22 protein-coding genes are annotated in these 23,350 nt (G+C 57.3%); 12 read left to right on the forward strand and 10 right to left on the reverse strand.

Going from position 1 to position 23,350, the window contains the following annotated elements:
• Positions 1-16: 16 nt before the first annotated feature.
• The 5 genes from ACVDG4_RS15980 to hutI are packed head-to-tail and all read right to left on the reverse strand — an operon-like array spanning position 17 to position 6,406.
• Complete coding sequence (locus ACVDG4_RS15980) at positions 17-1,114, reverse strand: TRAP transporter substrate-binding protein (RefSeq protein WP_447235810.1); 1,098 nt, start codon at positions 1,112-1,114, stop codon at positions 17-19.
• Positions 1,115-1,161: 47 nt separating this feature from the next.
• Entirely contained in the window at positions 1,162-2,835 is a 1,674-nt protein-coding gene (gene hutU / locus ACVDG4_RS15985) for a urocanate hydratase (RefSeq protein ID WP_447235811.1), read from the reverse strand.
• Positions 2,828-3,661, reverse strand: a complete 834-nt coding sequence (hutG, locus tag ACVDG4_RS15990) for an N-formylglutamate deformylase (RefSeq protein ID WP_447235812.1) — start codon at positions 3,659-3,661, stop codon at positions 2,828-2,830. The genes hutU and hutG overlap by 8 nt, the downstream gene beginning before the upstream one ends.
• Positions 3,648-5,204 carry a histidine ammonia-lyase gene (gene hutH, locus ACVDG4_RS15995; protein WP_447235813.1) on the reverse strand — a complete coding sequence of 519 codons (1,557 nt, stop codon included), beginning with the start codon at positions 5,202-5,204 and terminating at the stop codon, positions 3,648-3,650. Before hutH ends, hutG begins: the two co-directional genes overlap by 14 nt.
• Positions 5,201-6,406: an imidazolonepropionase gene (gene hutI / locus ACVDG4_RS16000; RefSeq protein ID WP_447235814.1), complete on the reverse strand. Its 1,206-nt coding sequence runs from the start codon at positions 6,404-6,406 to the stop codon at positions 5,201-5,203. Before hutI ends, hutH begins: the two co-directional genes overlap by 4 nt.
• Before the next feature lie 83 nt (positions 6,407-6,489).
• Between hutI and ACVDG4_RS16005 the strand changes: the two genes are divergently transcribed.
• The 3 genes from ACVDG4_RS16005 to ACVDG4_RS16015 all read left to right on the forward strand — a co-directional run bounded on the left by ACVDG4_RS16005 (position 6,490) and on the right by ACVDG4_RS16015 (position 9,635).
• Positions 6,490-7,878: a formimidoylglutamate deiminase gene (locus ACVDG4_RS16005; RefSeq protein ID WP_447235815.1), complete on the forward strand. Its 1,389-nt coding sequence runs from the start codon at positions 6,490-6,492 to the stop codon at positions 7,876-7,878.
• A gap of 18 nt (positions 7,879-7,896) precedes the next feature.
• The gene (gene hutC, locus ACVDG4_RS16010) at positions 7,897-8,598 is read left to right on the forward strand and encodes a histidine utilization transcriptional repressor HutC (protein WP_447235816.1); all 702 of its coding nucleotides are present in this window, start codon (positions 7,897-7,899) and stop codon (positions 8,596-8,598) included.
• 122 nt (positions 8,599-8,720) lie between these two features.
• A complete protein-coding gene (locus ACVDG4_RS16015; RefSeq protein ID WP_447235817.1) occupies positions 8,721-9,635 on the forward strand; it encodes an ROK family protein in 915 nt (304 codons plus the stop codon).
• 10 nt (positions 9,636-9,645) lie between these two features.
• On the opposite strand, the gene ACVDG4_RS16020 is transcribed toward ACVDG4_RS16015, so the two are convergent.
• Genes ACVDG4_RS16020 through ACVDG4_RS16030 form a run of 3 tightly spaced genes read right to left on the reverse strand, consistent with a single transcriptional unit; the run spans position 9,646 to position 12,771 of the window.
• Positions 9,646-10,722, reverse strand: coding sequence for an ABC transporter substrate-binding protein (locus ACVDG4_RS16020; RefSeq protein WP_428522863.1), 1,077 nt, complete (start codon positions 10,720-10,722; stop codon positions 9,646-9,648).
• Positions 10,719-12,116 (reverse strand): sensor histidine kinase, encoded by a 1,398-nt coding sequence (locus tag ACVDG4_RS16025; RefSeq protein WP_447235818.1) that lies wholly within the window; start codon positions 12,114-12,116, stop codon positions 10,719-10,721. The genes ACVDG4_RS16020 and ACVDG4_RS16025 overlap by 4 nt, the downstream gene beginning before the upstream one ends.
• Entirely contained in the window at positions 12,109-12,771 is a 663-nt protein-coding gene (locus tag ACVDG4_RS16030; protein ID WP_447235917.1) for a response regulator, read from the reverse strand. The genes ACVDG4_RS16025 and ACVDG4_RS16030 overlap by 8 nt, the downstream gene beginning before the upstream one ends.
• A 193-nt stretch (positions 12,772-12,964) precedes the next feature.
• On the opposite strand from ACVDG4_RS16030, the gene ACVDG4_RS16035 reads away from it, so the two are divergent.
• From ACVDG4_RS16035 to ACVDG4_RS16075, 9 genes are all read left to right on the forward strand, one after another.
• Positions 12,965-13,951, forward strand: coding sequence for a tripartite tricarboxylate transporter substrate binding protein (locus tag ACVDG4_RS16035; RefSeq protein WP_133951702.1), 987 nt, complete (start codon positions 12,965-12,967; stop codon positions 13,949-13,951).
• 115 nt (positions 13,952-14,066) lie between these two features.
• Complete coding sequence (locus tag ACVDG4_RS16040; protein ID WP_133951700.1) at positions 14,067-14,561, forward strand: tripartite tricarboxylate transporter TctB family protein; 495 nt, start codon at positions 14,067-14,069, stop codon at positions 14,559-14,561.
• A gap of 1 nt (position 14,562) precedes the next feature.
• A complete protein-coding gene (locus ACVDG4_RS16045; RefSeq protein ID WP_209174684.1) occupies positions 14,563-16,080 on the forward strand; it encodes a tripartite tricarboxylate transporter permease in 1,518 nt (505 codons plus the stop codon).
• A 25-nt stretch (positions 16,081-16,105) separates the two neighbouring features.
• The gene (locus ACVDG4_RS16050; RefSeq protein WP_447235819.1) at positions 16,106-17,299 is read left to right on the forward strand and encodes a CaiB/BaiF CoA transferase family protein; all 1,194 of its coding nucleotides are present in this window, start codon (positions 16,106-16,108) and stop codon (positions 17,297-17,299) included.
• Positions 17,296-18,087: a citryl-CoA lyase gene (locus ACVDG4_RS16055; protein ID WP_447235820.1), complete on the forward strand. Its 792-nt coding sequence runs from the start codon at positions 17,296-17,298 to the stop codon at positions 18,085-18,087. The genes ACVDG4_RS16050 and ACVDG4_RS16055 overlap by 4 nt, the downstream gene beginning before the upstream one ends.
• 194 nt (positions 18,088-18,281) lie before the next feature.
• A complete protein-coding gene (locus ACVDG4_RS16060; RefSeq protein WP_428522848.1) occupies positions 18,282-18,989 on the forward strand; it encodes an ABC transporter permease in 708 nt (235 codons plus the stop codon).
• Positions 18,982-19,761 (forward strand): ATP-binding cassette domain-containing protein, encoded by a 780-nt coding sequence (locus ACVDG4_RS16065; RefSeq protein ID WP_447235821.1) that lies wholly within the window; start codon positions 18,982-18,984, stop codon positions 19,759-19,761. Before ACVDG4_RS16060 ends, ACVDG4_RS16065 begins: the two co-directional genes overlap by 8 nt.
• Before the next feature lie 25 nt (positions 19,762-19,786).
• Positions 19,787-20,623: an ABC transporter substrate-binding protein gene (locus ACVDG4_RS16070; RefSeq protein ID WP_447235822.1), complete on the forward strand. Its 837-nt coding sequence runs from the start codon at positions 19,787-19,789 to the stop codon at positions 20,621-20,623.
• 208 nt (positions 20,624-20,831) lie between these two features.
• Positions 20,832-21,800, forward strand: coding sequence for an NAD(P)H-binding protein (locus ACVDG4_RS16075; protein WP_447235918.1), 969 nt, complete (start codon positions 20,832-20,834; stop codon positions 21,798-21,800).
• Between the two features lie 25 nt (positions 21,801-21,825).
• Here the strand turns inward: ACVDG4_RS16075 and ACVDG4_RS16080 are convergent, their stop codons facing one another.
• Together ACVDG4_RS16080 and ACVDG4_RS16085 are read right to left on the reverse strand one after the other, a co-directional pair.
• On the reverse strand, positions 21,826-21,954 hold the full coding sequence (locus tag ACVDG4_RS16080) for a hypothetical protein (protein WP_008194840.1): 129 nt from the start codon (positions 21,952-21,954) through the stop codon (positions 21,826-21,828).
• Positions 21,951-23,279, reverse strand: a complete 1,329-nt coding sequence (locus ACVDG4_RS16085) for a c-type cytochrome (RefSeq protein ID WP_447235823.1) — start codon at positions 23,277-23,279, stop codon at positions 21,951-21,953. The genes ACVDG4_RS16080 and ACVDG4_RS16085 overlap by 4 nt, the downstream gene beginning before the upstream one ends.
• Between the last annotated feature and the right edge of the window lie 71 nt (positions 23,280-23,350).

The raw sequence follows: 23,350 nt of genomic DNA on the forward strand, positions 1-23,350 counted from the left end.
CTTACAGTGCCGACGATCAGTCGTACTTGTAGTCCAGCAGACGCGCGTTCATCTGGCCATTGTCAGCGTAGGGCATATACTCGCGCATCAGTTTGCGGTAGCCGAGGAAGCTCTCCGTGATCTGCTTGACCAAATCGTCGCTGTCTGCACGTAGGTCAGCGATCACTTCACCTGCTGCGTTGCCCATCGCCACGATCACATCGTCCGGGAGCTTACGCACCATCACGCCATGATCGTTGACGAGACCTGTCAAAGCCTGGGCATGCTTGGTGTTGTACTCTGTCAGGACATCGTTGTAGAGACTGGCACATGCTTGCGTGACGACCTCTTTGAGATCATCCGGCAGTTCGTTGTAAGCATCCAGATTAACCGCGCATTCTTCAGCGGAAGACGGTTCACCGACACCCGGCCAATAGTAGTTCTTGGCGATCTGGTAGTAGCCGAGCGCACTGTCGGTCCACGGCCCGATGAACTCGCCCGCATCAAGGGCACCAGACTGCAGCGCCTGGAACATTGCCGGGCCGCTCATAGCCTGGACTGCCATGCCGAGCTTGGAGCACATTTCGGATGCCAAGCCAGTGGAACGGAACTTCAAGCCCTTGAGATCGTCAACACTGTTGATCTCGTTGCGGAACCAGCCAGCCCATTGCGGACCGGAGTTGCCACACAAGAACGGCTTCAGATTGAAGCGTCCGTACATCTCGTCATACAGCGCCTGACCGCCACCGTGGATCAACCAGCCCGCTTGTTCAGGAGCCGTTAGTCCAAACGGCTGGGACCCAAACAACAGGATGCCCTTGGACTTTGAGCCCCAGTAGGCCGGCACCGCATGATAAAGCTCAGCAGTGCCCTGCCCGACGGCATCGAAAACACCATTGCCCGGAACGATTTCGCCGGCCGCAAACAGCTTCACATCGATGCGCCCGCCCGACAGGGTCGTGATGCGGTCCGCAAGCATCTGCGCGGCAACACCAGGTCCTGGCAGGTTCTTCGGCCAGGCCGTAACCATGCGCCACTGGCGGACATCTTGAGCAATGGCAGGTGCTGCAAGCGTTGTCGCTGCTGCGCCTGTTGCGCCGATTGCACCGGCTTTCAGAAAATCACGTCTTTTCATCTTGTCCTCTTTGTCAAAGGTGATTGGAGGGCTGTCCGCCGTTGTTTTTATCTCCCAAGGATACCCGGCAGGTTCAATCCCTGTTCTTTTGCGCAATCCAGCGCAATTTCGTAACCCGCATCGGCGTGCCGCATCACACCGGTTGCAGGGTCGTTCCAAAGCACACGCTCAATCCGGCGCGCGGCATCATCTGTTCCGTCACAGCAAATGACCATGCCCGAATGCTGCGAGAACCCCATACCGACACCGCCACCATGGTGCAAAGACACCCAGGTTGCGCCAGATGCGGTGTTCAACAGTGCGTTCAGAAGCGGCCAATCTGACACTGCGTCCGAGCCATCTTTCATGGATTCCGTTTCCCGGTTCGGAGACGCCACGGATCCACTGTCCAGATGATCACGGCCAATGACGACCGGGGCCTTCAGTTCACCGTTGCGGACCATCTCGTTAAAGGCAAGACCCAACCGGTGGCGTTGACCCAGACCAACCCAACAGATCCGGGCTGGCAGTCCTTGAAACGAGATCCGCTCCTTGGCCATGTCGAGCCAATTGTGCAGATGCTCATCATCCGGAATGAGTTCCTTCACCTTGGCGTCGGTCTTGTAGATATCCTCCGGATCACCGGAAAGCGCGCACCAGCGGAAGGGCCCGATCCCGCGGCAGAAGAGCGGCCGGATATAGGCAGGCACAAAGCCCGGGAACGCGAATGCGTTTTCAAAGCCCTCTTCCAGCGCGACCTGGCGGATGTTGTTGCCGTAGTCCAGCGTTGGAACACCGGCATTCCAAAAATCGACCATTGCCTGCACGTGGACTTTCATTGAAGCCCGCGCGGCTTTCTCAACCGCTTTCGGATCTGTCTCTGCTTTTGAGCGCCATTCGGCAACGGTCCAGCCTTGCGGCAGGTACCCATTGACCGGGTCATGCGCGGACGTCTGATCGGTAACGATGTCCGGTTTGACACCGCGTTTGACGAGTTCTGAGAAAACATCTGCAGCGTTGCCGATCAGGGCGACGGATTTTGCCTCGCCTGCCTTCGTCCAGCGCTCGATCATCTCAAGCGCTTCGTCGAGGGAATGCGTCTTTTCATCAACGTACTTTGTACGCAGGCGGAAGTCGGCGCTCTTTTCATCGCACTCGACCGCGAGGCAGCAGGCTCCGGCCATAACGGCAGCAAGCGGTTGCGCACCGCCCATACCACCAAGTCCACCGGTCAGGATCCAGCGGCCTTTCAGGTTACCCTCATAGTGCTGGCGGCCGGCTTCCATGAAGGTCTCGTAGGTTCCCTGAACGATGCCCTGCGTGCCGATGTAGATCCAGGAGCCCGCGGTCATCTGGCCGTACATTGCCAGACCTTTTTTATCGAGTTCGTGGAAGTGGTCCCAGTTCGCCCAGTTCGGCACCAAATTGGAATTCGCGATCAGAACCCGCGGTGCATCCTTATGGGTCTTGAACACACCTACCGGTTTGCCCGATTGAACCATCAAGGTTTCATCGTCTTCCAGTGACTTCAAACTCGCAACGATTTGGTCGAAATCATCCCATGTGCGCGCCGCGCGGCCGATCCCGCCATAAACAACCAACTCGTGGGGGTTTTCAGCAACATCTGGATGCAGGTTGTTCATCAGCATCCGCAACGGAGCTTCCGTCAACCAGGACTTGGCGTTGAGCTCCGTCCCCGTCGGCGGGAAAACGTCACGTGCATTGTGGCGGCGGTCAACCATGGTTGGCTCCCTCGGAATTTTTGGTGTGTTGGACGAGCGCGGGCGCGAGATCGGCCAGTGCGCTAAGAATTTCTTTCAGATGGACCCGCAAACGCGCAGCTTTCGCTTCGTCATAAGCAAAGGGCGTGTCTTCGCTCACAAGATGTGTGGACTGAGCCAGCTCCATCTGGATGGCATGGAAGCCGCGCGCCGGCTGGCCGTAGTGCCGGGTCGTCCAGCCGCCCTTAAAGCGGCCGTTCAGGATCGATGTGTAGCCCTCAGCTTTTGCTGTGAGATCGACAACGGCCTTCTCGATTTCGGGTGCGCATGTGGCGCCACCATTGGTTCCGGTGTTGAAATCCGGCAGCGTGCCCTCAAACAGGTACGGCACGACGGAACGGATCGAGTGGCAATCGTAGAGAATTGCGATGCCGTGTTTTGCGTGGACACGCTCCAGTTCGGCCTTGAGCGCAGCGTGATAAGGCGCATGCCAAGCCAGCCGCCGCTTTTCGATCTCTTCTGGATCCGGCTCGCTGCCGTTCAGATAGATCGGGCGTCCGTCAAAGTCCGTTGTTGGACAGAGCGTTGTCGTGTTCTGGCCAGGATAAAGACTGACGCCTTCCGGGTCGCGGTTAGCATCAATGACATAGCGGTGAAAATTTGCCTTCACCATCGTCGCCCCTGGCAGAAGACCGGAATAGAGTTGGTCAACGTGCCAATCGGTATCGGCAAGCTTCTGGCCCACTTCATTCAGGCACGACCAAATCTCAGGCGGCACATACGTTCCGGCATGCGGCACCCCAAGCACCACCGGCCCGTCACTGTGAAAGACCTCAACTGGCTGCATGCGCACCTCCAAGGACCAAGGCGGCATTGTCATCAAGAAACGCAACCAAGCTTCGGGACTTGATCAAATCCGCCGCGGTCTCCAGGTCCGGTGCCAGGTACCGGTCCTTCTCCAGTGCGGGCACGTTTTGCCGAAGCTGTTCCAGCGCGTTTTGCAGCGGTGCACTCGTCTTGAGCGGCGCGCGATGTTCAATCCCTTCAGCAGCACAAAGCAGTTCAACACCCAGGATATGAGCCAAGTTCGCATTCATGCGTGCCAATCGGCGCGCGCCGTGCGCGGCCATCGACACATGATCTTCCTGATTGGCGCTGGTGGGCGTGGAATCTGTTGAGCATGGATTTGCGAGATGTTTGTTTTCGCTCATCAATGCAGCAGTGGTCACTTCGGCAATCATAAGCCCGGAATTCAACCCCGGATCGCGCGCAAGAAACGGAGGCAAATCGAAAGACAAACCCGGATCCACCATCAAGGCGATGCGGCGCTGAGCAATTGCCCCGAGTTCAGCTATCGCGAGCGCAATCTGGTCTGCCGCAAAAGCAACAGGTTCTGCGTGGAAGTTGCCACCGGAAACAATCCGGTCTTCTTCGATCAGCACCAGAGGATTGTCGGTTGCCGCATTTGCTTCAATCTCAAGTGTGCTGGCCGCCATCCTTAGAAGGTCAATACAGGCGCCTGTCACCTGCGGCTGGCAGCGGATGCAGTAGGGATCCTGAACACGAGTGTCGCCTTCCCGGTGGCTTTCACGAATTTCAGACCCCTCCATGACTGCGCGCATTGCGGCAGCCACTTCGATCTGACCACGATGGCCACGCAGCTCATGGATCTCCGGTAGGAGTGGTGCCGTCGACCCCATGATGGCGTCGGTCGACATGCTCGCGGTCAAGACCGTAGCCTCGGCGAGACGCCAGGCTTCAAAGAGACCAACAAGCGCACAGGCGGTCGAAAACTGCGTACCGTTGATGAGGCCCAAACCTTCCTTGGGCCCCAAAACGACCGGTTTAAGCCCCGCCCTATCAAGCGCGACACCACCCGGCATCCGCTCGCCGCCGAATTCTGCTTCGCCTTCGCCAATGAGAACGGCAGCCATGTGGGCCAAGGGTGCCAAATCACCGGACGCTCCAACAGAACCTTGAGAGGGCGTGATCGGTGTAACACCTTTTTCCAGGCAAGCCTCGATCAGCTCCAGCACTTCGAGATGAACCCCGGACGCCCCGCGCCCGAGGGAGAGAAGCTTTAGAACCATCATCAAACGGGTTGTCGCCGTGTCGAGCGGCTCTCCAACACCACAGCAATGCGACAGGATCAGATTACGTTGAAGTGTCTCTGTGTCTTCAGCGGCAATCTTCACACTCGCCAGCTTGCCGAACCCTGTGTTGACACCATAAACGGCTTCTTCACCGCGTGCGGCTTTCCCGACCCGCTCCGCAGCCAACCGGATTGCAGCTTCCGCAGCCCGGTCCACCCGAACCGTTAGGTTTTCACGGTAGACGCGCTCCAGATCGGCAAGGCGAACAGCGCCCGGAGACACAACAAGAGCGCTCATTCGGCTCCTCCAAAAATACGTTTTTCTAGGGCGTTAAAGCCGATGCGGTAGCTGAGTTCTGCCGGGTGTTGAACGTTCCAGATGGCAAGATCGGCGCGTTTTCCAGCCTCCAGCGTACCGCGATCCACTAAACCGAGTGCCTTGGCCGCCTCGCGGGTCACACCGGCAAGGGCTTCTTCCGGTGTCATGCGGAACAACGTACAGCCCATGTTCATGGTGAGAAGCAGCGAAGCGAGCGGCGAAGACCCTGGATTGCAATCTGTCGCCAGCGCCATGGGCACATTATGTCGGCGCAAAAGGTCAACCGGCGGGGACTGCGTTTCGCGCAATGTGTAGAATGCTCCGGGTAGGATGACAGCAACTGTGCCGCTGCTGGCCATGGCTTCGACGCCAGCTTCATCCAGGTATTCCAAATGATCTGCCGACAAAGCCCCATAGGAAGCCGCAAGCGCGGCACCGCCCAGATTTGACAGCTGCTCGGCGTGGAGTTTGACGGGCAGGCCAAGCGCCTTTGCCTTGTCGAATACTTTCGCGATCTGGGCCGGTGAGAAGGCGATGCCTTCACAAAAACCATCGACCGCATCGACCAAGCCTTCGGCATGGGCAGCATCCAGCGCCGGCAGGCAAACCTCCGAGAGGTAAGCGTCCGCTCTGTCCTTATAATCTGCTGGAACAGCATGGGCACCGAGGAACGTTGTCCGTACAGTAATTAAGCGCAAGCTGCCGACCTTGCGGGCAACTCTGAGCATCTTGAGTTCAGTCTCTTGATCGAGGCCATAACCCGACTTGATCTCGATGGCCGTGACACCTTCGGCAATCAGCGCATCCACCCGGGACAGCGCGCCTTCAAGCAATTCGTCTTCACTGGCTGAACGCGTTGCCTTGACGGTTGAGACAATGCCCCCACCCGCTCGGGCGACTTCCTCGTAGGACGCACCTTCGAGCCGCATTTCGAATTCGCGGGCCCGATCACCGCCAAAGACAACATGGGTGTGACAATCGATAAGACCGGGAGTCACCAGACGCCCGTTCAAGTCTTCACTCGGATAGCCCGAGAATGCCTCCGGCAGATCTGCTGCCGGACCAGCATAGCCAATCGTCTCGCCATCAATGGCGAGCACACCGTCTTCAATCAAGCCGTACGGATCTCCCGTCTCGGTGAGTGTTACCAATTTGGCATTTGTCAGCAGGCGCTGTGGCACCGGACATCTCCCGCTTGATTAGATTGCGATAAAAGATAATATGCATGCACATATTAACGTGTCAACGAGGGAAAGAGACCGGCATGCCTACGGCGCAAGACAGCACCATTTTCGCAGACAAGGCGCTGCTTCCCAGTGGCTGGGCGGAAAACGTCCGCGTTGATGTTTCCGCTAATGGCGAGATTTCCGCAGTCGAAACAAACGTCGCTTCAGCAGGTGGAGAGACGCACCGGGTCGGTATCCTGTTACCTGCGCCATCCAACCTGCACAGCCATGCCTTTCAGCGCGCGATGGCCGGAATGAGCGAACGCCGGGGTCAGGAGAGCCGCGACAGCTTCTGGACCTGGCGGCAGATCATGTTCCGTTTTCTCGACACGCTCACACCAGATGATGTCGAAGCAATTGCGGCCTTCGTCCAGATGGAAATGCTTGAGGCCGGGTATGCGGCCGTCGGAGAATTTCATTACCTGCATCATCAGCCTGGCGGCGCACATTTTGACAATCTCGGCGAAATGTCCGAGCGGATTGTGGCAGCTGCGAGCGAGAGCGGTATCGGTTTGACCTTGTTGCCAGTGCTTTACACACATGGTGGCTGCGATCAACGCCCTCTGGCGCCGGGACAAATCCGCTTCGGCAATGATTTCGACCGGTTCCAAAAACTCCATGAAAAGGCTGGCAACGCCCTGCAGTCCCTCGGTAATGATAGCGTTTTGGGCATCGCGCCCCACTCGTTGCGCGCAGTCGATTCGGACGCGTTGAAAAACGCTGTCGTACTCGCGGGGCAGATGCCTTTGCACATGCACCTGGCAGAACAAGTCGCCGAAGTCGAAGAAGTTCTCGAAGCGACGGGCAAGCGGCCGGTCGATTGGCTTTTGGAAAACCATGATGTGTCGAAAAACTGGTGCCTCATTCACTGCACGCAGATGACACCTGAAGAGACCGTTGGACTGGCTCAGACCGGCGCGGTTGCCGGGCTTTGTCCAATCACCGAATCGAGCCTCGGAGATGGGATTTTCGACGGCGTCCGGTATCTGGATGCCGGCGGGCGGTTCGGAATTGGCTCCGACTCCAACATCCGGATTTCCTTGTCAGAAGAGTTGCGCACGCTCGAGTACTCACAGCGCCTTCGCGACAAATGCCGGGCGTCTGTGGCAAATCCGAAAAATTCGACAGGCCGCGTGTTGTTTGATGGTGCTGTTTCAGGAAGTGCGCAAGCATGTGGACGCCGCGCTGGACAGATCGCTGCCGGTCACCTTGCCGACATGGTCGCGCTGGACGCAATTGCCATAGACCTTGAAGACCGCGAGGGCGACGAGATCCTGGATGCCTACATCTTCGCGGGCGATGACAGGATGGTGAGGGACGTCTGGTCGGCAGGCCGCCATGTTGTTACCGGTGGAATCCATGTAAAAGGCGAGGAAATCCGCGCGCGCTACCGGGCGACGATGAAGGCGTTGCGCGGCCGAATCTGAACAAGGAACTGATCACCTGTGGCCCTGACCGATACGAACTCCTGGACTGGCATTCGCGAAGAGCTTCTTCGCCGGATCCATGACCGCGTCTGGGAACCGGGCGCACAGATCCCGCACGAAGCGGATCTGGCAGAAGAATTCGGTTGCGCGCGCACGACCGTCAATAGAGCGCTCAGGGACCTGGCCGAAAGCGGGCTGGTCATCCGCAAACGCCGTGCGGGCACGCGTGTTGCACTCAATCCGCCGCAGCGGGCCACACTCACGATTCCGATCATCCGGGAAGAGGTGGAAGCGCTAGGCAAGACCTACCGGCACAGTCTTCTGGAACGGGCTTACCAACCAGTTCCACCAATGCTGCACGGGGTATTTCACGCATCGCTCTGTGATGACGTGCTCTATCTGAAAACGCTCCACTTTGCGGATGACCGTCCTTATGCATTTGAAGAGCGTTACATCAATCTTGATACCGTGCCCGAAGCGCGCCAGCGTAAATTCGAGGTCTCAAGCGCGAACGAATGGCTGGTCCACAATGCCCCCTATAGCCGGGGCGACCTTTCCTTTTCTGCGCTCAACGCCAACGAAGATACCGCTCGGATCCTTGATTGCACACTGGGGACAGCATTGTTTGCTATGGAGCGCATAACTTGGACCGGAGATGCGCCTATCACACATGTAAAACTCATCTTTGCCCCAGGCTACCGAATGCGCAGCCGCATCTAAGAGCTAGATTTATTATCCGGGGAAAGGGCCCTTCATTCTGACGGAAAACGTCTTTGCAAGAAGCAAGTCGCGGTTTAATGGCTGAACGCTCCAGAACCACTTTTGAGAGACGCAAATTCAGGATGGTGACTTCGTTCGACATCGGTGGCAGCTTCATACGCTACGCGCATCCCGGTGCGCGTGGTCCGGTGGAAGAAGCTGGTCGGGTTCCAACACCGTTGCACTCGTGGTCTGAGTTTGTCGAAGCACTCCGCAAGTGTCTTCCGGAGACATACGGTCCGGTTGTTATATCCCTCGCAGGGGCCTTCGATGCACAAACCGGCATCGCAGACGTCGCGAACATTCCCTGTTTGAACGGCCGCCCGATTGCTTCGAATCTGACGAAGGAACTCGGCACCCCGGTCGCGATCATCAATGATGCCGATGCCTTTGCTCTGGCAGAAGCTGTTGAGGGATCGGGCGCTGGCAAAGAAACTGTCTTCGCCATCATTCTTGGCTCAGGAGTCGGCGGTGGCTTGGTTCACAACGGCAGTCTTGTCTCAGGACTTGGTGGGATCGCCGGAGAGTGGGGGCACGGTCCGGTTGTCGATCCAACCGCGGGTGGGACGATTTCAGGCATTCCGCATTTTCAATGCGGGTGCGGTCAAATCGGTTGCCTGGATGCTTACGGTTCCGCGCGAGGTCTGGAAAAAATACACGCCGCTCTTCACAACACATCGTACTCAAGCATTGAAGTAACGACCGCTTGGCACGCCGGAGAGCCGCAAGCGGCAAGGACCATCGACGCCTTTACAACTATTCTGGCTCGAGCGCTCAGCATGGTGATAAATCTGCTCGGCCCGGATGTAATCCCGGTGAGTGGAGGCTTGAGCGCCGACGGCCGGCTACTGACAGAAATCGATAGTAAGACCCGCGCGATAACACTTGCGAATTACAGCGAACCTATTCTGGTGCGTGGCGTGTTCTCCAAGACCGGCGGCTTGCAAGGGGCGAGTATTCACGCCCGCCGTGCGTTTCCAAAAGAATTTACGAATTGATTTTCTGCATTCACGGCCCAGGAAATGTCACGCGCCAGCGTTTCAAGAAAGTCTCCCGGGTCAGCTGATCCCGTGCAACCATGAGCGCCGGAGACAAACCGATCGGGCGAAGCGCTGTAGAACTTAAGGTCTCTCCCTCAGCCCCCTCTTCCGTCTCAAGAAGCGGGCTGATTAGCAACGCTTGACGCAATACCCTACGCCCCTCAGGCGACAACAAAAAGTCCAGAAAATCAGTAGCCGCAGCGCCGTTGTCTGCCCCTTTCGGGATCATCAGGGCACGGGACAGCACCAATGTGTAATCGGTTGGCAAAACGATCCCGATCCGATCATCTTGCTGCTGATATCCTTGGGCATAAGACCCCAGCACATTGTAGGCGATCAGGTAGCGGCCATCGGCCACGCTCCGGATGATATCGGAGGAGCAGCACGACCGGACGGCTTGGGTGCGCACAAAGGCTTCCTGCAATGCGCCAAAGGTCGATGCCTCTTGTGCGTCGACAAAAGCAAAAAGATACCCGAGGCCGGAGCGCTCGATGTCATAGGTGGCAACGCGTCCGGCGTAAGGGGTGTTGGCTGGCCGGAGCAAATCCAGGAGATCAAACCGCGACTTTGGCACCTCAGCGGGCGGTACCAAGTCCTGATTATAGATTACGACAGCGGGTTCTCTGGAAATGCCCCACAATTCATCGCGCCACCGCAGCGCAGCTGGCAACTGCTCAGTCTCCCGCGACACATGGCTTTGGGCACAGGCTTCGTTGACCAGCTTGACCATTTGGTGGACGCCGGAACTGATAACGACATCGGCAACCGGTGCCCCTTCCCTACATTCCGTGCGGGATTGGGTGTAGAGGTCGTTCGATCCCCACTGCTCATAGATGAGTGTCAGATCGGACCGTGTTTCCAAAAAAGCCTCGACAACCGGCGCAAAAACCGAAATGTCGGCGGTCGAGCGCACAATGAGGGTCTGTTCGGCATCAGCACCCCCATATTGTTCGACCAACTCAGGTTCTGCCGCAGTTGCAGGGACAATGACGGCAGCCAACAACCAAAGGCTAATACCAAGTAACCTGCACTGAGTATCCTTCATGCAGCCTCCGCCTTGATTTCCGGAAAACACAGAGCTGCGCGAAAGGTCCTGTTGCCTTGTGTTTCCAAAACCAACTGTCCTTCAAAAGACCGGGCAACAGCATGCGCAATGGCGAGCCCAAGACCGGAACTGTTCTGACGGGACAAACCAGATTGATTGAAGCGTGTTCCCAGGGCGGAAAGGATTTCCGGATCGGGTCCACCGCCATCATCTTCCACCCAGATAGAGGCAACACCGTTTTCGGTCGTAGCACCAATGCGTACAGGTGCCCGTCCATATTTCAAAGCATTGCTCAGAAGGTTCTTGACCGCTTCTTGAAGGGACGTCGTATCCGCAAGCACGTGAACCGGTTGGTCTGCCAATTGCGGAACGACTGAAACATCCGGCCGCAGAACTGCATGGTCGCCCTCCTCGAAAACGTCCAGCACAACATCCCGCAGATCGATTTTTTCCCGTCGGACACTGTCGCCGCGATGGATCACCAACGCCTGGCTCAACATTTGATCAAGTAGCCGGCCAAGACTTGCGGACCGGGTCTGAATACGCTCAACAATGCGATCTTTGCGCTCAGGATCCTCCTCATCGGAAAAGAGATCTGCTTGTGCTCTGAGCGCGGCGACTGGTGTTCTCAATTGGTGAGCCGTGTCCGAGATCAGATGCCGCATGGAATCCATCTGCCGATCCAGCCGCCCCATGAAGGCGTTCAAGGCCTGGATCATCATGGCGGTTTCCCGAGGCACATCTGTATCGAGGGGTGTCAAATCGTGAGGATCACGTTCTGCCAATCCACCCGCGATCCGCTTTAGCGGATTGAAAACAGCACGCACCACTAAAACTGCCAACAGCATCATCGCCAGGCCGGACGCCGCCAGCACGTAGAGCGCTTTGCGCGTGATATCCACGGCCATGGCGTTTCGCGCCTTCAGGGTCTGCCCCACAACAACCCGGATGGTCCCGCTCCAAGTGCGTTCGGCAAATCGCCGGGACACAACAACATATCTGGCCGCTTCGCCAAAAAATGCGCCATCGAAGAAAACGTCGTTGTATCCTGTCAGCCCGGCAGGAAGAGCGATTTCATCGTAACCGGTCAGGGTCTGGCCATTTGGCCCAACGATCCGGTACCCGATACGGTCATCAGGCGCGAGCGCCAGAAGCTCAAATGCAGAATGCGGCAACTCAAGGACAGGATTGCCATCCACCACGGTGATTGCTGAGGCAATGTCATTGGCCGCCCCTACCAGCAAGCGGTCATAAGCCGAGCGGGCGGCTTCGCGTCCATATGCAAAGGCTGCGATCGAAACGATGATCCCGCCAAAGGTCAAGAGGAACGTCACCCCCAACGCAACCCGCGCTGTAAGGGAGGTCGCACCAAACCGGCTGAGCAGGCTAGTCATGGACCTCTAGCTTGTAACCAAGCCCTCTTTGCGTCTCGATCACAACGGAACTTCCGGAGAGTTTTTTACGCAGGCGTGCAACATAAAGCTCCAGCGCATTCATGCTGACATCCGTGTCCTGAAAGCTGAAAATGCCTTCAAAAAGCCGTTCCTTGCTCAGAACTTTTCCCCGATTGCGAATGAACAATTCCAGCAGTGAGAATTCCCGCCGTGTCAGGTTGACCGGTGCCTCCTTCAACCGAACAACGCGGGCCGTCGCATTAAAGGTCAGATCCCCGATCGCCAGTTCTTCCGCTTTGTCTCCTTGCTCACGTCTGTAGAGCGCCTGTATGCGCGCTTCCAGCTCGCGATGATCAAAGGGCTTCACCAGATAATCGTCAGCACCGGAGTTGAGCGTCGATACGCGATCATCCACGGAGAACTCTGCGGTCAGCACCAAAACCGGCGTGCGATCGGATTTTTGCCGTAACTCTCTCAAGAGGTCGGTTCCAAGCCCGTCCGGTAAATTCAGGTCCAGAACAATGACATCATACCGCTGAACATCCAGAAGAGAGCGTGCTTCCTCCAGTGTTTTGGCAAGGTCACAGGCTATACCGCTCCGATCCAGCCGGATCATGATGGCTTCAGCCATGTCAAAGGTGTCTTCAACGAGCAATAGCCGCAAAACTTGGTCCTCCTGCCCTCACTCTTGCCTGCCCTAATCACTTCTTGCAAGCGCATAGACAGCCGGTGACAGGTTGGTGACAGGGTTTGCCGCTAGGTTGAATTCAAGCCCAAAGGGAGGCTCCGCAATGCGGACCTGAGGCTGAATAGGCCCATGCAATGGGCCAGTTTATGTGGAGGAAAACATGACACTCATGAAAATGACCCGCAGGGTCGTTCTGGCTGCGGCTGCAGCTTCTATGACGTTCGCCAGCCCAGTGCTCGCGGACGGCCACAAGGTTGTCGATTCAATTCACTTCCTGATCCCGGGTGGTGCTGGCGGTGGCTGGGACGGCACGGCACGCGGCACTGGCGAAGCGCTCACCAAAGCAGGGTTGGTTGGCACTGCATCTTACGAAAACATGTCCGGCGGTGGCGGCGGAAAGGCGATCGGCTACCTGATCGAGAATGCTGCGTCAAACCACGGCACGATTATGGTCAACTCGACCCCGATCGTGATCCGGTCTTTGACTGGCGTATTTCCGCAAAACTTCCGTGACCTGACACTCGTCGCAGGAACAATCGGCGACTATGCAGCCCTGGTGGTTGGCAAGGACAGCCCGATCAATTCCATGACCGACCTCATCGCGGCCTACAAGGCTGATCCGTCCGGCACCGCCATTGGTGGCGGCTCCGTTCCGGGCGGCATGGACCACCTGGTTGCAGCCATGGCAATGGAAGCCGCTGGCGAAGATCCGACCGCTTTCAAATACATCCCGTATGATGCCGGCGGTAAGGCAATGGCCGCACTGCTGTCCGGCGAGATTGCTGCTCTGTCGACCGGTTTCTCCGAAGCTGTGGACCTTGCCAACGCTGGTGAAGTCAAGATCATCGGTGTGACGTCTGATGAGCGCGTGGATGCCTATAAAGACGCCCCAACCATGAAGGAACAGGGCATCGACACCACCTTCGTCAACTGGCGCGGTTTCTTCGCAGCACCGGGCCTGCCGGAAGAGCAGCTGGTTGCTTACCAGACTGCACTGACCAAAATGTACGACACCCCGGAGTGGGAAGAAGTTCGTGCCCGCAACGGTTGGGTCAACATCCACAACAATGGTGATGACTTCCGCGCCTTCCTGGAAAACCAGGAGCAGGTTATCGGCGATCTGATGAAGAAGCTGGGCTTCCTATGATCTGAACGGCATGACGGCGCAGACCCAGTCTGCGCCGTCTTTGCATATGAAGATGATCTCAACCGCCGCACGAGCGGGCATTTAACGAAACAAACAAAGACTTGGGGAGGAGGCCATGGCGCTCGATCGATGGATCGCCATGATCATTTTGTTGATCTGTCTCGCATATGGCTATGCGGCATTCTTTACGATGGATGAGGCGCTCGCGCCTTTCATGCGGCGCAATCCGATCTGGCCGTCGACCTTTCCCAAAATCCTCTCGGTCATGGCGATCATATGCTCTTTGCTGATCCTGCTTGGATTTGAGAAGAGCAGTGGCGAACCGAAGCCGAGCGAAATCAACTATCGGCGATTGACCGATTACAAACTCGGACAGGCAATCGCCTTGCTGGGATTGATGGTTGCTTATGCTCTGCTCCTACGGCCGGCAGGTTTCCTGCTTTCCACGTTCGGCTTCTTGTTCATAGGGTCGTTTATCCTCGGCGAGCGCAAGTACATTGTCATGGCGCTCGCATCCGCAATCGCGGCAGGTGTCGTCTGGTATCTGGTCGATCGGGTCCTCGGGATCTTCCTGAGCCCGATGCCCGTCTTCATGGCTAACGGAGGCTGACATGCTCGAAGGAATCCTGATCGGGCTGAGCACAGCCTTTTCTGTCACCAATTTGCTGATGGTTGTCGGCGGCTGTTTGATCGGCACATTCATTGGCATGCTCCCGGGCCTGGGGCCGATGTCGATCATAGCCATCATGATCCCGGTTGCCATTTCAATTGGCGATCCATCTGCCGCCCTCATTCTGCTTGCCGGTGTTTACTACGGGGCGATTTTCGGCGGCTCGACGTCTTCTATCCTCATCAATGCGCCCGGCGTGGCCTCGACCGTTGCGACGAGTTTCGATGGCTATCCCCTTGCAAGGCAGGGCAAGGCCGGCAAGGCATTGACCGTTGCAGCCATCTCGTCGTTTGCAGGCGGCTCCATCGGTGCGGTTCTTCTGATGATTTTCGCTCCGGCTCTCGCAACCGTCGCACTTCTATTCCATTCGGCCGAATATTTCGCGCTGATGGTCGTCGGTCTTTCTGCGATCGCAGCCTTTGCCGGAACTGGCCAGGTTATCAAGGCACTTTTGATGACCATCCTTGGGGTCATCATGGCGACGGTCGGTGAAGGTGCGCTCTTCAACATGCCCCGCTTCACCATGGGTTTGATGGATCTGCAGTCTGGCTTCGGCTTCATCACGCTCGCGATGGCAATGTTTGCGCTGCCCGAAGCCCTCTACCTCGTTCTCGATCCGAACCGCTCTAAAACCGAGAGCGGCAACAACGAGATCAAGGACCTCAGGATCACCAAAGAAGAAGCCAAGGCCATCACTCCGGTTATTGGACGCCAGTCCATCCAGGGGTTCCTGATCGGCGTCCTGCCAGGTGCTGGGGCAACGATCGCATCCTTCCTCGGCTACGCGGTGGAGCGCAACATCGCAACGAAGGAAGAACAAGAGCAGTTCGGCAAAGGCTCCGTCAAAGGTTTGGCAGCGCCGGAAAGTGCCAACAACGCCGCCTGCACAGGCTCCTTCGTACCGCTCCTCACACTTGGCATTCCCGGATCCGGTACAACGGCCATTTTGCTTGGTGCACTGATCGCCCTCAACGTATCTCCAGGCCCACGTTTGATGGTCGATCAGCCGGAGATCTTCTGGGCGGTGATTATCTCCATGTATCTCGGCAACGTGATCCTGTTGATCCTGAACTTGCCGTTGATCCCGTATATAGCGAAGATCCTCGCGGTCCCGCGCAACTTCCTGATCCCCTTCATTTTGTTCTTCACCTTGATGGGCGCCTACATCGGGCAGAACAATTCGACAGAACTTCTAATCCTGGTGGGCTTCGGGATATGCGCGACCGTCCTCCGCTTCGCCGACTACCCGCTGGCGCCGCTGCTGATCGGTTTCATCTTGGGCCGGATGCTGGAGGACAACTTCTCCCGTTCCATGCAACTTTATGACGGGATCGGCTTCATCCTTGAGCGGCCAATGACGATGGGTCTCTTGGTCCTGGCCGTCATCCTCGTCGTCCTGCCGAGCTATCGTGCCCGTCGGGCGCGTGCGCGGGCAGAAGGCGTGGCCGACGGCGATTGAGACGAAACGAAACGAGGACCCGGATATGACAAAACCCCTTGATGGAATCCGGGTTCTCGACCTGACGAATGTGCTTGCTGGGCCTTTTGCCTGCCACCAGCTGGCCCATCTCGGCGCAGAAGTCATCAAGGTAGAAGCCGTTGGGCGGGGCGATCTTGCGCGCAATCTCGGCGCAGATCCGGACCTCTCGGCAAAGGGCATGGGCATCAGCTTCCTTGCCCAGAATGCCGGCAAGAAATCCCTCACCCTCAATCTCAAGGACCCGCGCGGTAAAGACGTTTTGAAGCGCCTTGTTGCCGGAGCGGATGTGCTCGTGGAGAACTTTCGCCCGGGGGTCATGGATCGTCTGGGGCTCGGTTATGAAGTTCTGAAAGCGGAGGCTCCGCATCTTATCTACTGTGCAATCTCCGGGTTCGGGCAAGATGGGCCCTGGGCTCACCGCCCCGCCTATGATCAGATTGTCCAAGGGGCTTCGGGCGTCATGTCGATCACCGGCGATGCTGACAGTGCTCCTCTGCGCGTCGGATATCCACTGGCAGATACAGTGGGCGGTCTGACGGCAGCGATGGCGATTTGCGGTGCGCTCAATGCCGAAAAGCGCGGCGCTTTCATTGATGTATCCATGCTGGAGTCGGTTCTGGCCACCATGGGCTGGGTCGTCTCAAATCATCTGATCGGCGGCGTTGTCCCAACGCCCAATGGCAATGAAAATCCAACGTCTGCGCCATCCGGTGCGTTTCAATGCTTGGACGGCTTGATCAACATTGCGGCCAACAAGGACGAGCAGTGGGACCTTCTGGCCAAACACCTTGGCCGGGAAGACCTTGTTGGACACGCTGATTTTGCCTCCCGGGAAGACCGGAAATGCAACCGGCTACGGCTTAAGGCAGAATTGGAAACCGTTCTCACCACAAGGCCTGCGCGGGAATGGGCGCGCGAGCTCAACAAGCTGGGCGTGCCTGCTGGCGCGGTCCTGAGCGTGCCTGAAGTTCTTGACCATCCCCAGATCAGGGACCGCGATTTTCTGGCGCGCTTCGACGAAACGCCGGGGGTTGGAAAACCCATCGATCTCTTGCGGATTGGCGCCATGATTGACGGCACACGCCCATCTGTGGACACCCCGCCTCCGGCCCTCGGTGCGGACACCGACCGTATTTTGACGGCACTTGGATACGCTGCAGAAGATATTGAGACCTTGCGCAAGGAGAACGTGGTGTGAGCGAGAACACAGATGTCGCCGATTGGTGGCGCACCTCGATCATTGACATGGAACCCGGCCGCATCGCTCTTCGCGGACACCCGGTCGAAGACCTGATAGGCAACCAGGGTTTTGCCCAGATGATCTGGCTGATGGTCACCGGCAAGGAAATTTCCGGGCAACGAGCGAGCCTTTTTGAAGCGGCACTCGTTGCCGCCGTTGATCATGGACCTCAAGCCCCGTCTATCGCGGCAGCACGGATGGCGACGACTTGTGGCATCGGTTTGCAATCGGCCATGGCGACCGGTCTCAATATGCTCGGCGACGTTCACGGTGGCGCGGGCGAACAGGCGGTGCAGCTTTACCGGGCGATAGAGACCGCCGGACTTGATGAACTTGGCACAACGCTTGATACCTGGCGGCAAGCCAACGGGCGTTTCATTCCAGGCTTTGGACATCGCTTCCACAAACCTGTCGACCCAAGGGCACCGCGCCTGCTCGGGCTGGTCGATGAAGCCGCAGCCGCTGGTGAGGTCTCCGGGGCATACGCTCAGATCGGTCGAGCCATCGAGGCGCATCTGGCCACAGAACGTGGCAAGCCGGTGCCGATGAACATCGATGGCGCGACCGCAGTGATTTATGCCGAACTTGGCTGTCCAGCTCCCCTTGCCCGTGGCTTCTTCGGATTGTCCCGATCTGTCGGCATTCTAGCGCACGCGTGGGAACAGTCCGAACAAGGCGGACGCAACAAAGGTCCGACCCCACCGCATTACCGCTGGACCTACGACGAAGGCGCCGGTTCCGACTGACAGAGGCATCCATTTGGCCGGACCGCTTTACCTACTCCGGCCACCCTTAGAGCCCTGCTTTGTCCGAAGCAGGGCTCTTTTTTGACAAAAGCGGCATTGAATGGCCGTCGCGCTCCGACCGGCAACAATTTCGAGCTATGCGCTTTTGTGTTTTTTGTGTTATTTTCTCCGAAAAGGTGGGAGGAAAAGCGCATATGGACAGTTTCTGGAACGTGCTGGCAAGTGCCATTGGCCTTGTTTTCGCGTTTGATCCAGACCTCATGGAGATTGTTGGCCTGTCAATGCAGGTCACCTTGAGTGCTGTCGCAATCGCATGCCTGATCGGCTTTCCACTCGGTGCAATCGCAGGCGCCTTCCGGTTTCCGGGCCGAACACTGTTATCAATTGTCCTCAATGCCCTGATGGGACTACCACCTGTCGTCGTCGGGCTTTTGGTATACCTCATGCTGTCGGCCTCTGGGCCGCTCGGACCACTGGGACTCCTCTACACCCCAACTGCCATGATCATCGCCCAGACGGTTCTGGTGACCCCAATCGTTGCGGCATTGACGAAGCAGGTGGTGGAGGACCTTTACCAGGAATATGGCGAGCAGTTTACTTCGCTCGGCGTCGGACCGCTCGACCGCGTCATGGCACTGCTTTGGGACGCCCGTTACAGCCTGCTCACTGTCGCGTTAGCCGGGTTTGGCCGTGCAGTCGCTGAAGTTGGCGCAGTGATCATTGTCGGCGGCAATATTAACCATGTCACTCGGGTCATGACCACAACGATTGCTCTCGAAACTTCCAAGGGCAATCTTGAGCTTGCTTTGGCGCTCGGGGTGATCCTTCTGGCGATTGCGTTTGCGGTCAATGCTCTTGTCATGACCCTGCGCGCATCCGCTGTGAGGGCTGCTTATGCGTAATCTTGTGCAAGACACCCCGTCTTCTCCATCCATAACAGCAATGCCCGATGCGCGAGAGATTCTTCTTGAAACCCGCGGGCTCGGATTTGAAACCAATGGGCACCGCTTGCTCACTGATATTGACCTTCAGATACGGCGCGGATCGCGCACAGTAATCATGGGGCCGAACGGCGCCGGCAAAAGCCTGCTTCTGCGGCTGATGCACGGCCTGATTTCGCCGACACACGGTGACGTTCTATGGCGCGGCCACGCGCTGGACAAAGCCGCCCGGAAGAACCAGGCCATGGTCTACCAGCGGCCCGTCCTGCTCCGGCGATCTGCAAAGGCGAACCTGAAATTCGCGCTTGGGGTTCGCGGCGAGAAGGGCGAAAAGCGCAATGGCTTGATCCAAAAAGCCTTGGCGGCGGCCGGGCTAAGCCATCTTGCGAACCGTCCTGCCCGCGTCCTGTCAGGCGGCGAACAGCAGCGCCTTGCCACCGTCCGCGCGCTCGCTTGCCAACCGGAAATTCTGTTCCTGGATGAGCCGACCGCAAGCCTCGATCCGGCCTCCACCGCCGCGATTGAGCAGCTCATCCTGGAAGCGAATGCAAACGGTATCACCATCGTACTTGTGACCCACGATGCAGGACAGGCGAGCCGCCTGGGGCAGGAATTGATTTTCCTGCAAGATGGAGAAATCGCTGAAACCGGCCCTGCGCAACGGGTGTTGAAGATCCCACAAAGCGCGCCTGCACGTGCTCTTCGGGACGGACGGCTTTTCGTAAAGAGTTAAAACAAAAGCACTTTTGGAGGAAAACATGATCAGACGAGCTTTTTTGAAAATCATTGCTGCCGCGTTTCTCACAACCGGCCTCCTTCAATCCGCTCAGGCGGAAAACCCGTTTATCATCGTTCAATCAACCACCTCGACCCAGAACTCCGGCCTGTTCGACGACTTGCTACCGAAGTTCACCGCCAAGACAGGCATTGACGTCCGGGTGGTTGCAGTCGGAACCGGACAAGCCATCCGCAACGCAGCAAATGGAGACGGCGATGTTCTGTTTGTGCACTCCAAACCATCGGAAGAAAAATTCGTTTCAGACGGATTGGGCGTCTCCCGCGCTGATGTCATGTACAACGATTTTGTGATTGTTGGTCCTGCCAACGACCCAGCTGGCGTCGCGGGCACAAAGAACGTTGCAGAAGCCCTCACCAAAATCGCCTCGAGCAAATCGATATTCGCGTCCCGCGGGGATGACAGCGGCACCCACAAAGCAGAGCTCCGCCTTTGGAAGGGCGCAGGGATCGATCCGTCAGAAGCTTCCGGAACCTGGTATCGCGAAACCGGCTCCGGGATGGGAGCAACCCTTAATACAGGCACCGGTATGGGCGCTTACCTGATGACCGACCGAGCAACCTGGATCGCCTTCGGCAACAAAGGCACGCATCAAATCGTAGTTGAGGGAGATGCCAAGATGTTCAACCAGTATGGTGTCATCTTAGTGAACCCCGAAGCACATCCGCACGTCAAGGCAGACATGGCACAAAGGTTTATCGACTGGCTTCTTTCGCCAGAAGGCCAGGCGGCAATCGCAGATTATCAGGTGGACGGGCAGCAACTGTTCTTCCCGAATGCCGGATCCGGTCCAAGCTAAGCCGTAAGATGAGCAAAATTGCACCACAGCTCTGAAGAGATCCGAAACCATAGTCCCTACGCAGAATTGACACGATCGCCCGCTTCCGGGCAGCTTGACTGCAGAAACTTGGGATAGGAGACAGACCGTGGAAGCCCGGGGTCCAGAGACGAAAGGCTCTACGAACCCAATTGAGCCGAACGGGGACGTAAGAGCAAAACGAATATTGTTGTTTGGCGCAACCGGAACCATCGGACGCGCCGCGCTGACCGAGTTGCTGAGCCAAGGTCATCACGTCGTTTGTTTCGTCCGGCCACAGACAGCTGCAAAGATGCAGCGTGTCGCGCCAGAGACAGTTGTTCGAACTGGTTATGTCACCAATCCAAAGTCGATCCGCCAGGATGCTTTCCGGGGCGATCAGTTCGACGCTGTGATTTCCTGCCTGTCCTCCCGAACAGGTATTCCCGACGACGCCTGGAAAATCGATCATCAGGCGAACAGCGATATCCTTCAAATTGCGAGAGAAACCGGGAAGCCGCATTTCATATTACTGTCGGCAATATGCGTGCAAAAACCGCGACTTGCATTTCAGCACGCCAAACTCGCATTCGAAGCGGAGCTCCAAGCGTCAGGCCTGCATTATTCGATCATTCGGCCTACCGCTTTCTTCAAATCGCTATCCGGGCAAGTGGAACGTGTGAAAGCAGGCAAACCGTTCCTCATCTTTGGGGATGGAACGCTAACATCCTGCAAGCCGATCAGCGATCATGATGTCGCGGCCTTTATTGCCGAATGCTTGGAGAACCCGGCGATGAAAAACAAGGTCCTGCCGATTGGCGGCCCAGGTGAGGCGATAACGCCCAAGGCACAGGGAACGTACTTGTTTCAAAGCTTTGGGCTGGAGCCGCGGTTCCGGAAGGTGCCTGTTGCACTGATGGACTGGATTATCAGAGCACTTGAGTTTGCCGGCCGGTTTGGGCCGAAATACCGGGACAAGGCGGAGCTGGCCCGCATCGGCCGTTATTATGCAACTGAATCCATGCTGGTAATCAATCCGAAGACCGGACTGTATGACGCCGACGCCACGCCTTCGTTAGGAAAAGACACGCTTTTCGGGTTTTATAAAAAGCTTGCGAACGGAGACGAAACCCCGTCCCTGGGCGACCACGCGGTTTTCGACCGGAAGTCACGTGTCTGAAACCGACCTTTAGGTCCCCCTCGCCTCAGTCACCAAGACGGACCGACGAGCTGCTGCCCTGCTCGGCACTGGAGAACCCCGCCCGATCCAATACCTGGCTTGCTCCGATGGTCAGCACAATAAGGGCCGCAAAGGCCGTCAGCATGGCTTTCATTGTTGTCCTCCCTCCGCTTCTTCTGGCGCGGTTGCCACCTTTAGATAGTCAACTAGATCTTTCCGGTCTTCCGGCAAGGCAATGACCTGCATCGGCATTTTGGAGCCAGGAATATAATGGTCCGGACCGTCCAGAAACAATTGGTCTATCGTCTCTTCTGACCAGATGATATCAGATCCGTCCAGGGTTGCAGAATAGCTGTAATCCGGCAGGGCGCCGGCCTTTCGCCCAAAAACCTTGTAGAGCGTCGGCCCTGCCCGCCGCACACCATCATCGGTCACCGAATGGCAAATGGAGCACTTGCGCGCGAACTGCCGCTCACCGTTGGACATTTCTTCTGGTTTGCGCAAGAACTCGGGTGTTTCCGTTGCCATTGGATCAAAACTGGAAAGGTCGGCAACCGGCCAAGAATACACAATACTCTCAATGCCGGCAGCATGCAGAACCGACCCGTCATTTGAGAAAGCCAAGGCCCAGATGGGACCTTTGAGCGCGGCGCGAAAATCGGTCTCTATCCCCCAAGCCCCCGTCTCGAACACTGTGATGTAACCCTGACCATCCCCTGTTGCGAGCCGTGTACCATCGGGGCTGACATCGAGCCCTAAGATTGGCCGACGTTCGAGTGAAAACTCGTACAGCCGGTCGCCTGTTTCAAGATCGAGGATCCGGGTCACGCCGTCTTGTGCGCCGTAAGCAAGCCACGTCTCGGGTCCGTCTGCCGCCCCCCCCAGCCTCAAGACGTTGATACCGAACCCGTTGCGATCGACAACCCGCTTTTCAGTGCGTTCTTCAACATCCCAGAGAATTATCGAACCATCCATAGAGGCCGAATAGAGAGATTTGCCGTCTTTAGTAAAAGCAACCGCATTAACGCCCGCATTGTGCCCACTCAGGAAAATCGGCTCACCTCCGTCAACCGGCCAGAGCCCGACCCGAGCGTCCCAGCTGGCGCTGGCAATGAGGCTCTTGTCCGGCGAAACGGCAAGCCCCTGAACTTTGGCGGTATGGCCTTCCAGTCTTTGTTGTGTTCCTGCAACACGGTCCCAGAGGATCAGATCATTGTCGTCGCCCGCTGACACAAGCCGATCGGTATCTATGAATTGGACAACCTTCACAGCTGCTTCATGCCCGTCGAGCCAAGTCGGGTCTCGCCCTGACCAAAGCCCGACAGAATTATCGAAACTGGCGGTTGCGACAGCACCGGTCTCGGGTTCCACCGCAATATCCATAACCGGGCCACCGTGCCCTTTAAGGGTCTGAAACTCGGTCGCCAAAGATGGGGAAACAGGCCATACGGAACAGAACACGTAAATCGCAACTGCCACGACGGTCTTTTTCCCAACCGCCGCGAATGACCTTTGGATGAGGGACGCGCACATCGAACTGATTGCCTGAA

This window comes from Roseibium sp. MB-4, assembly GCF_053005265.1.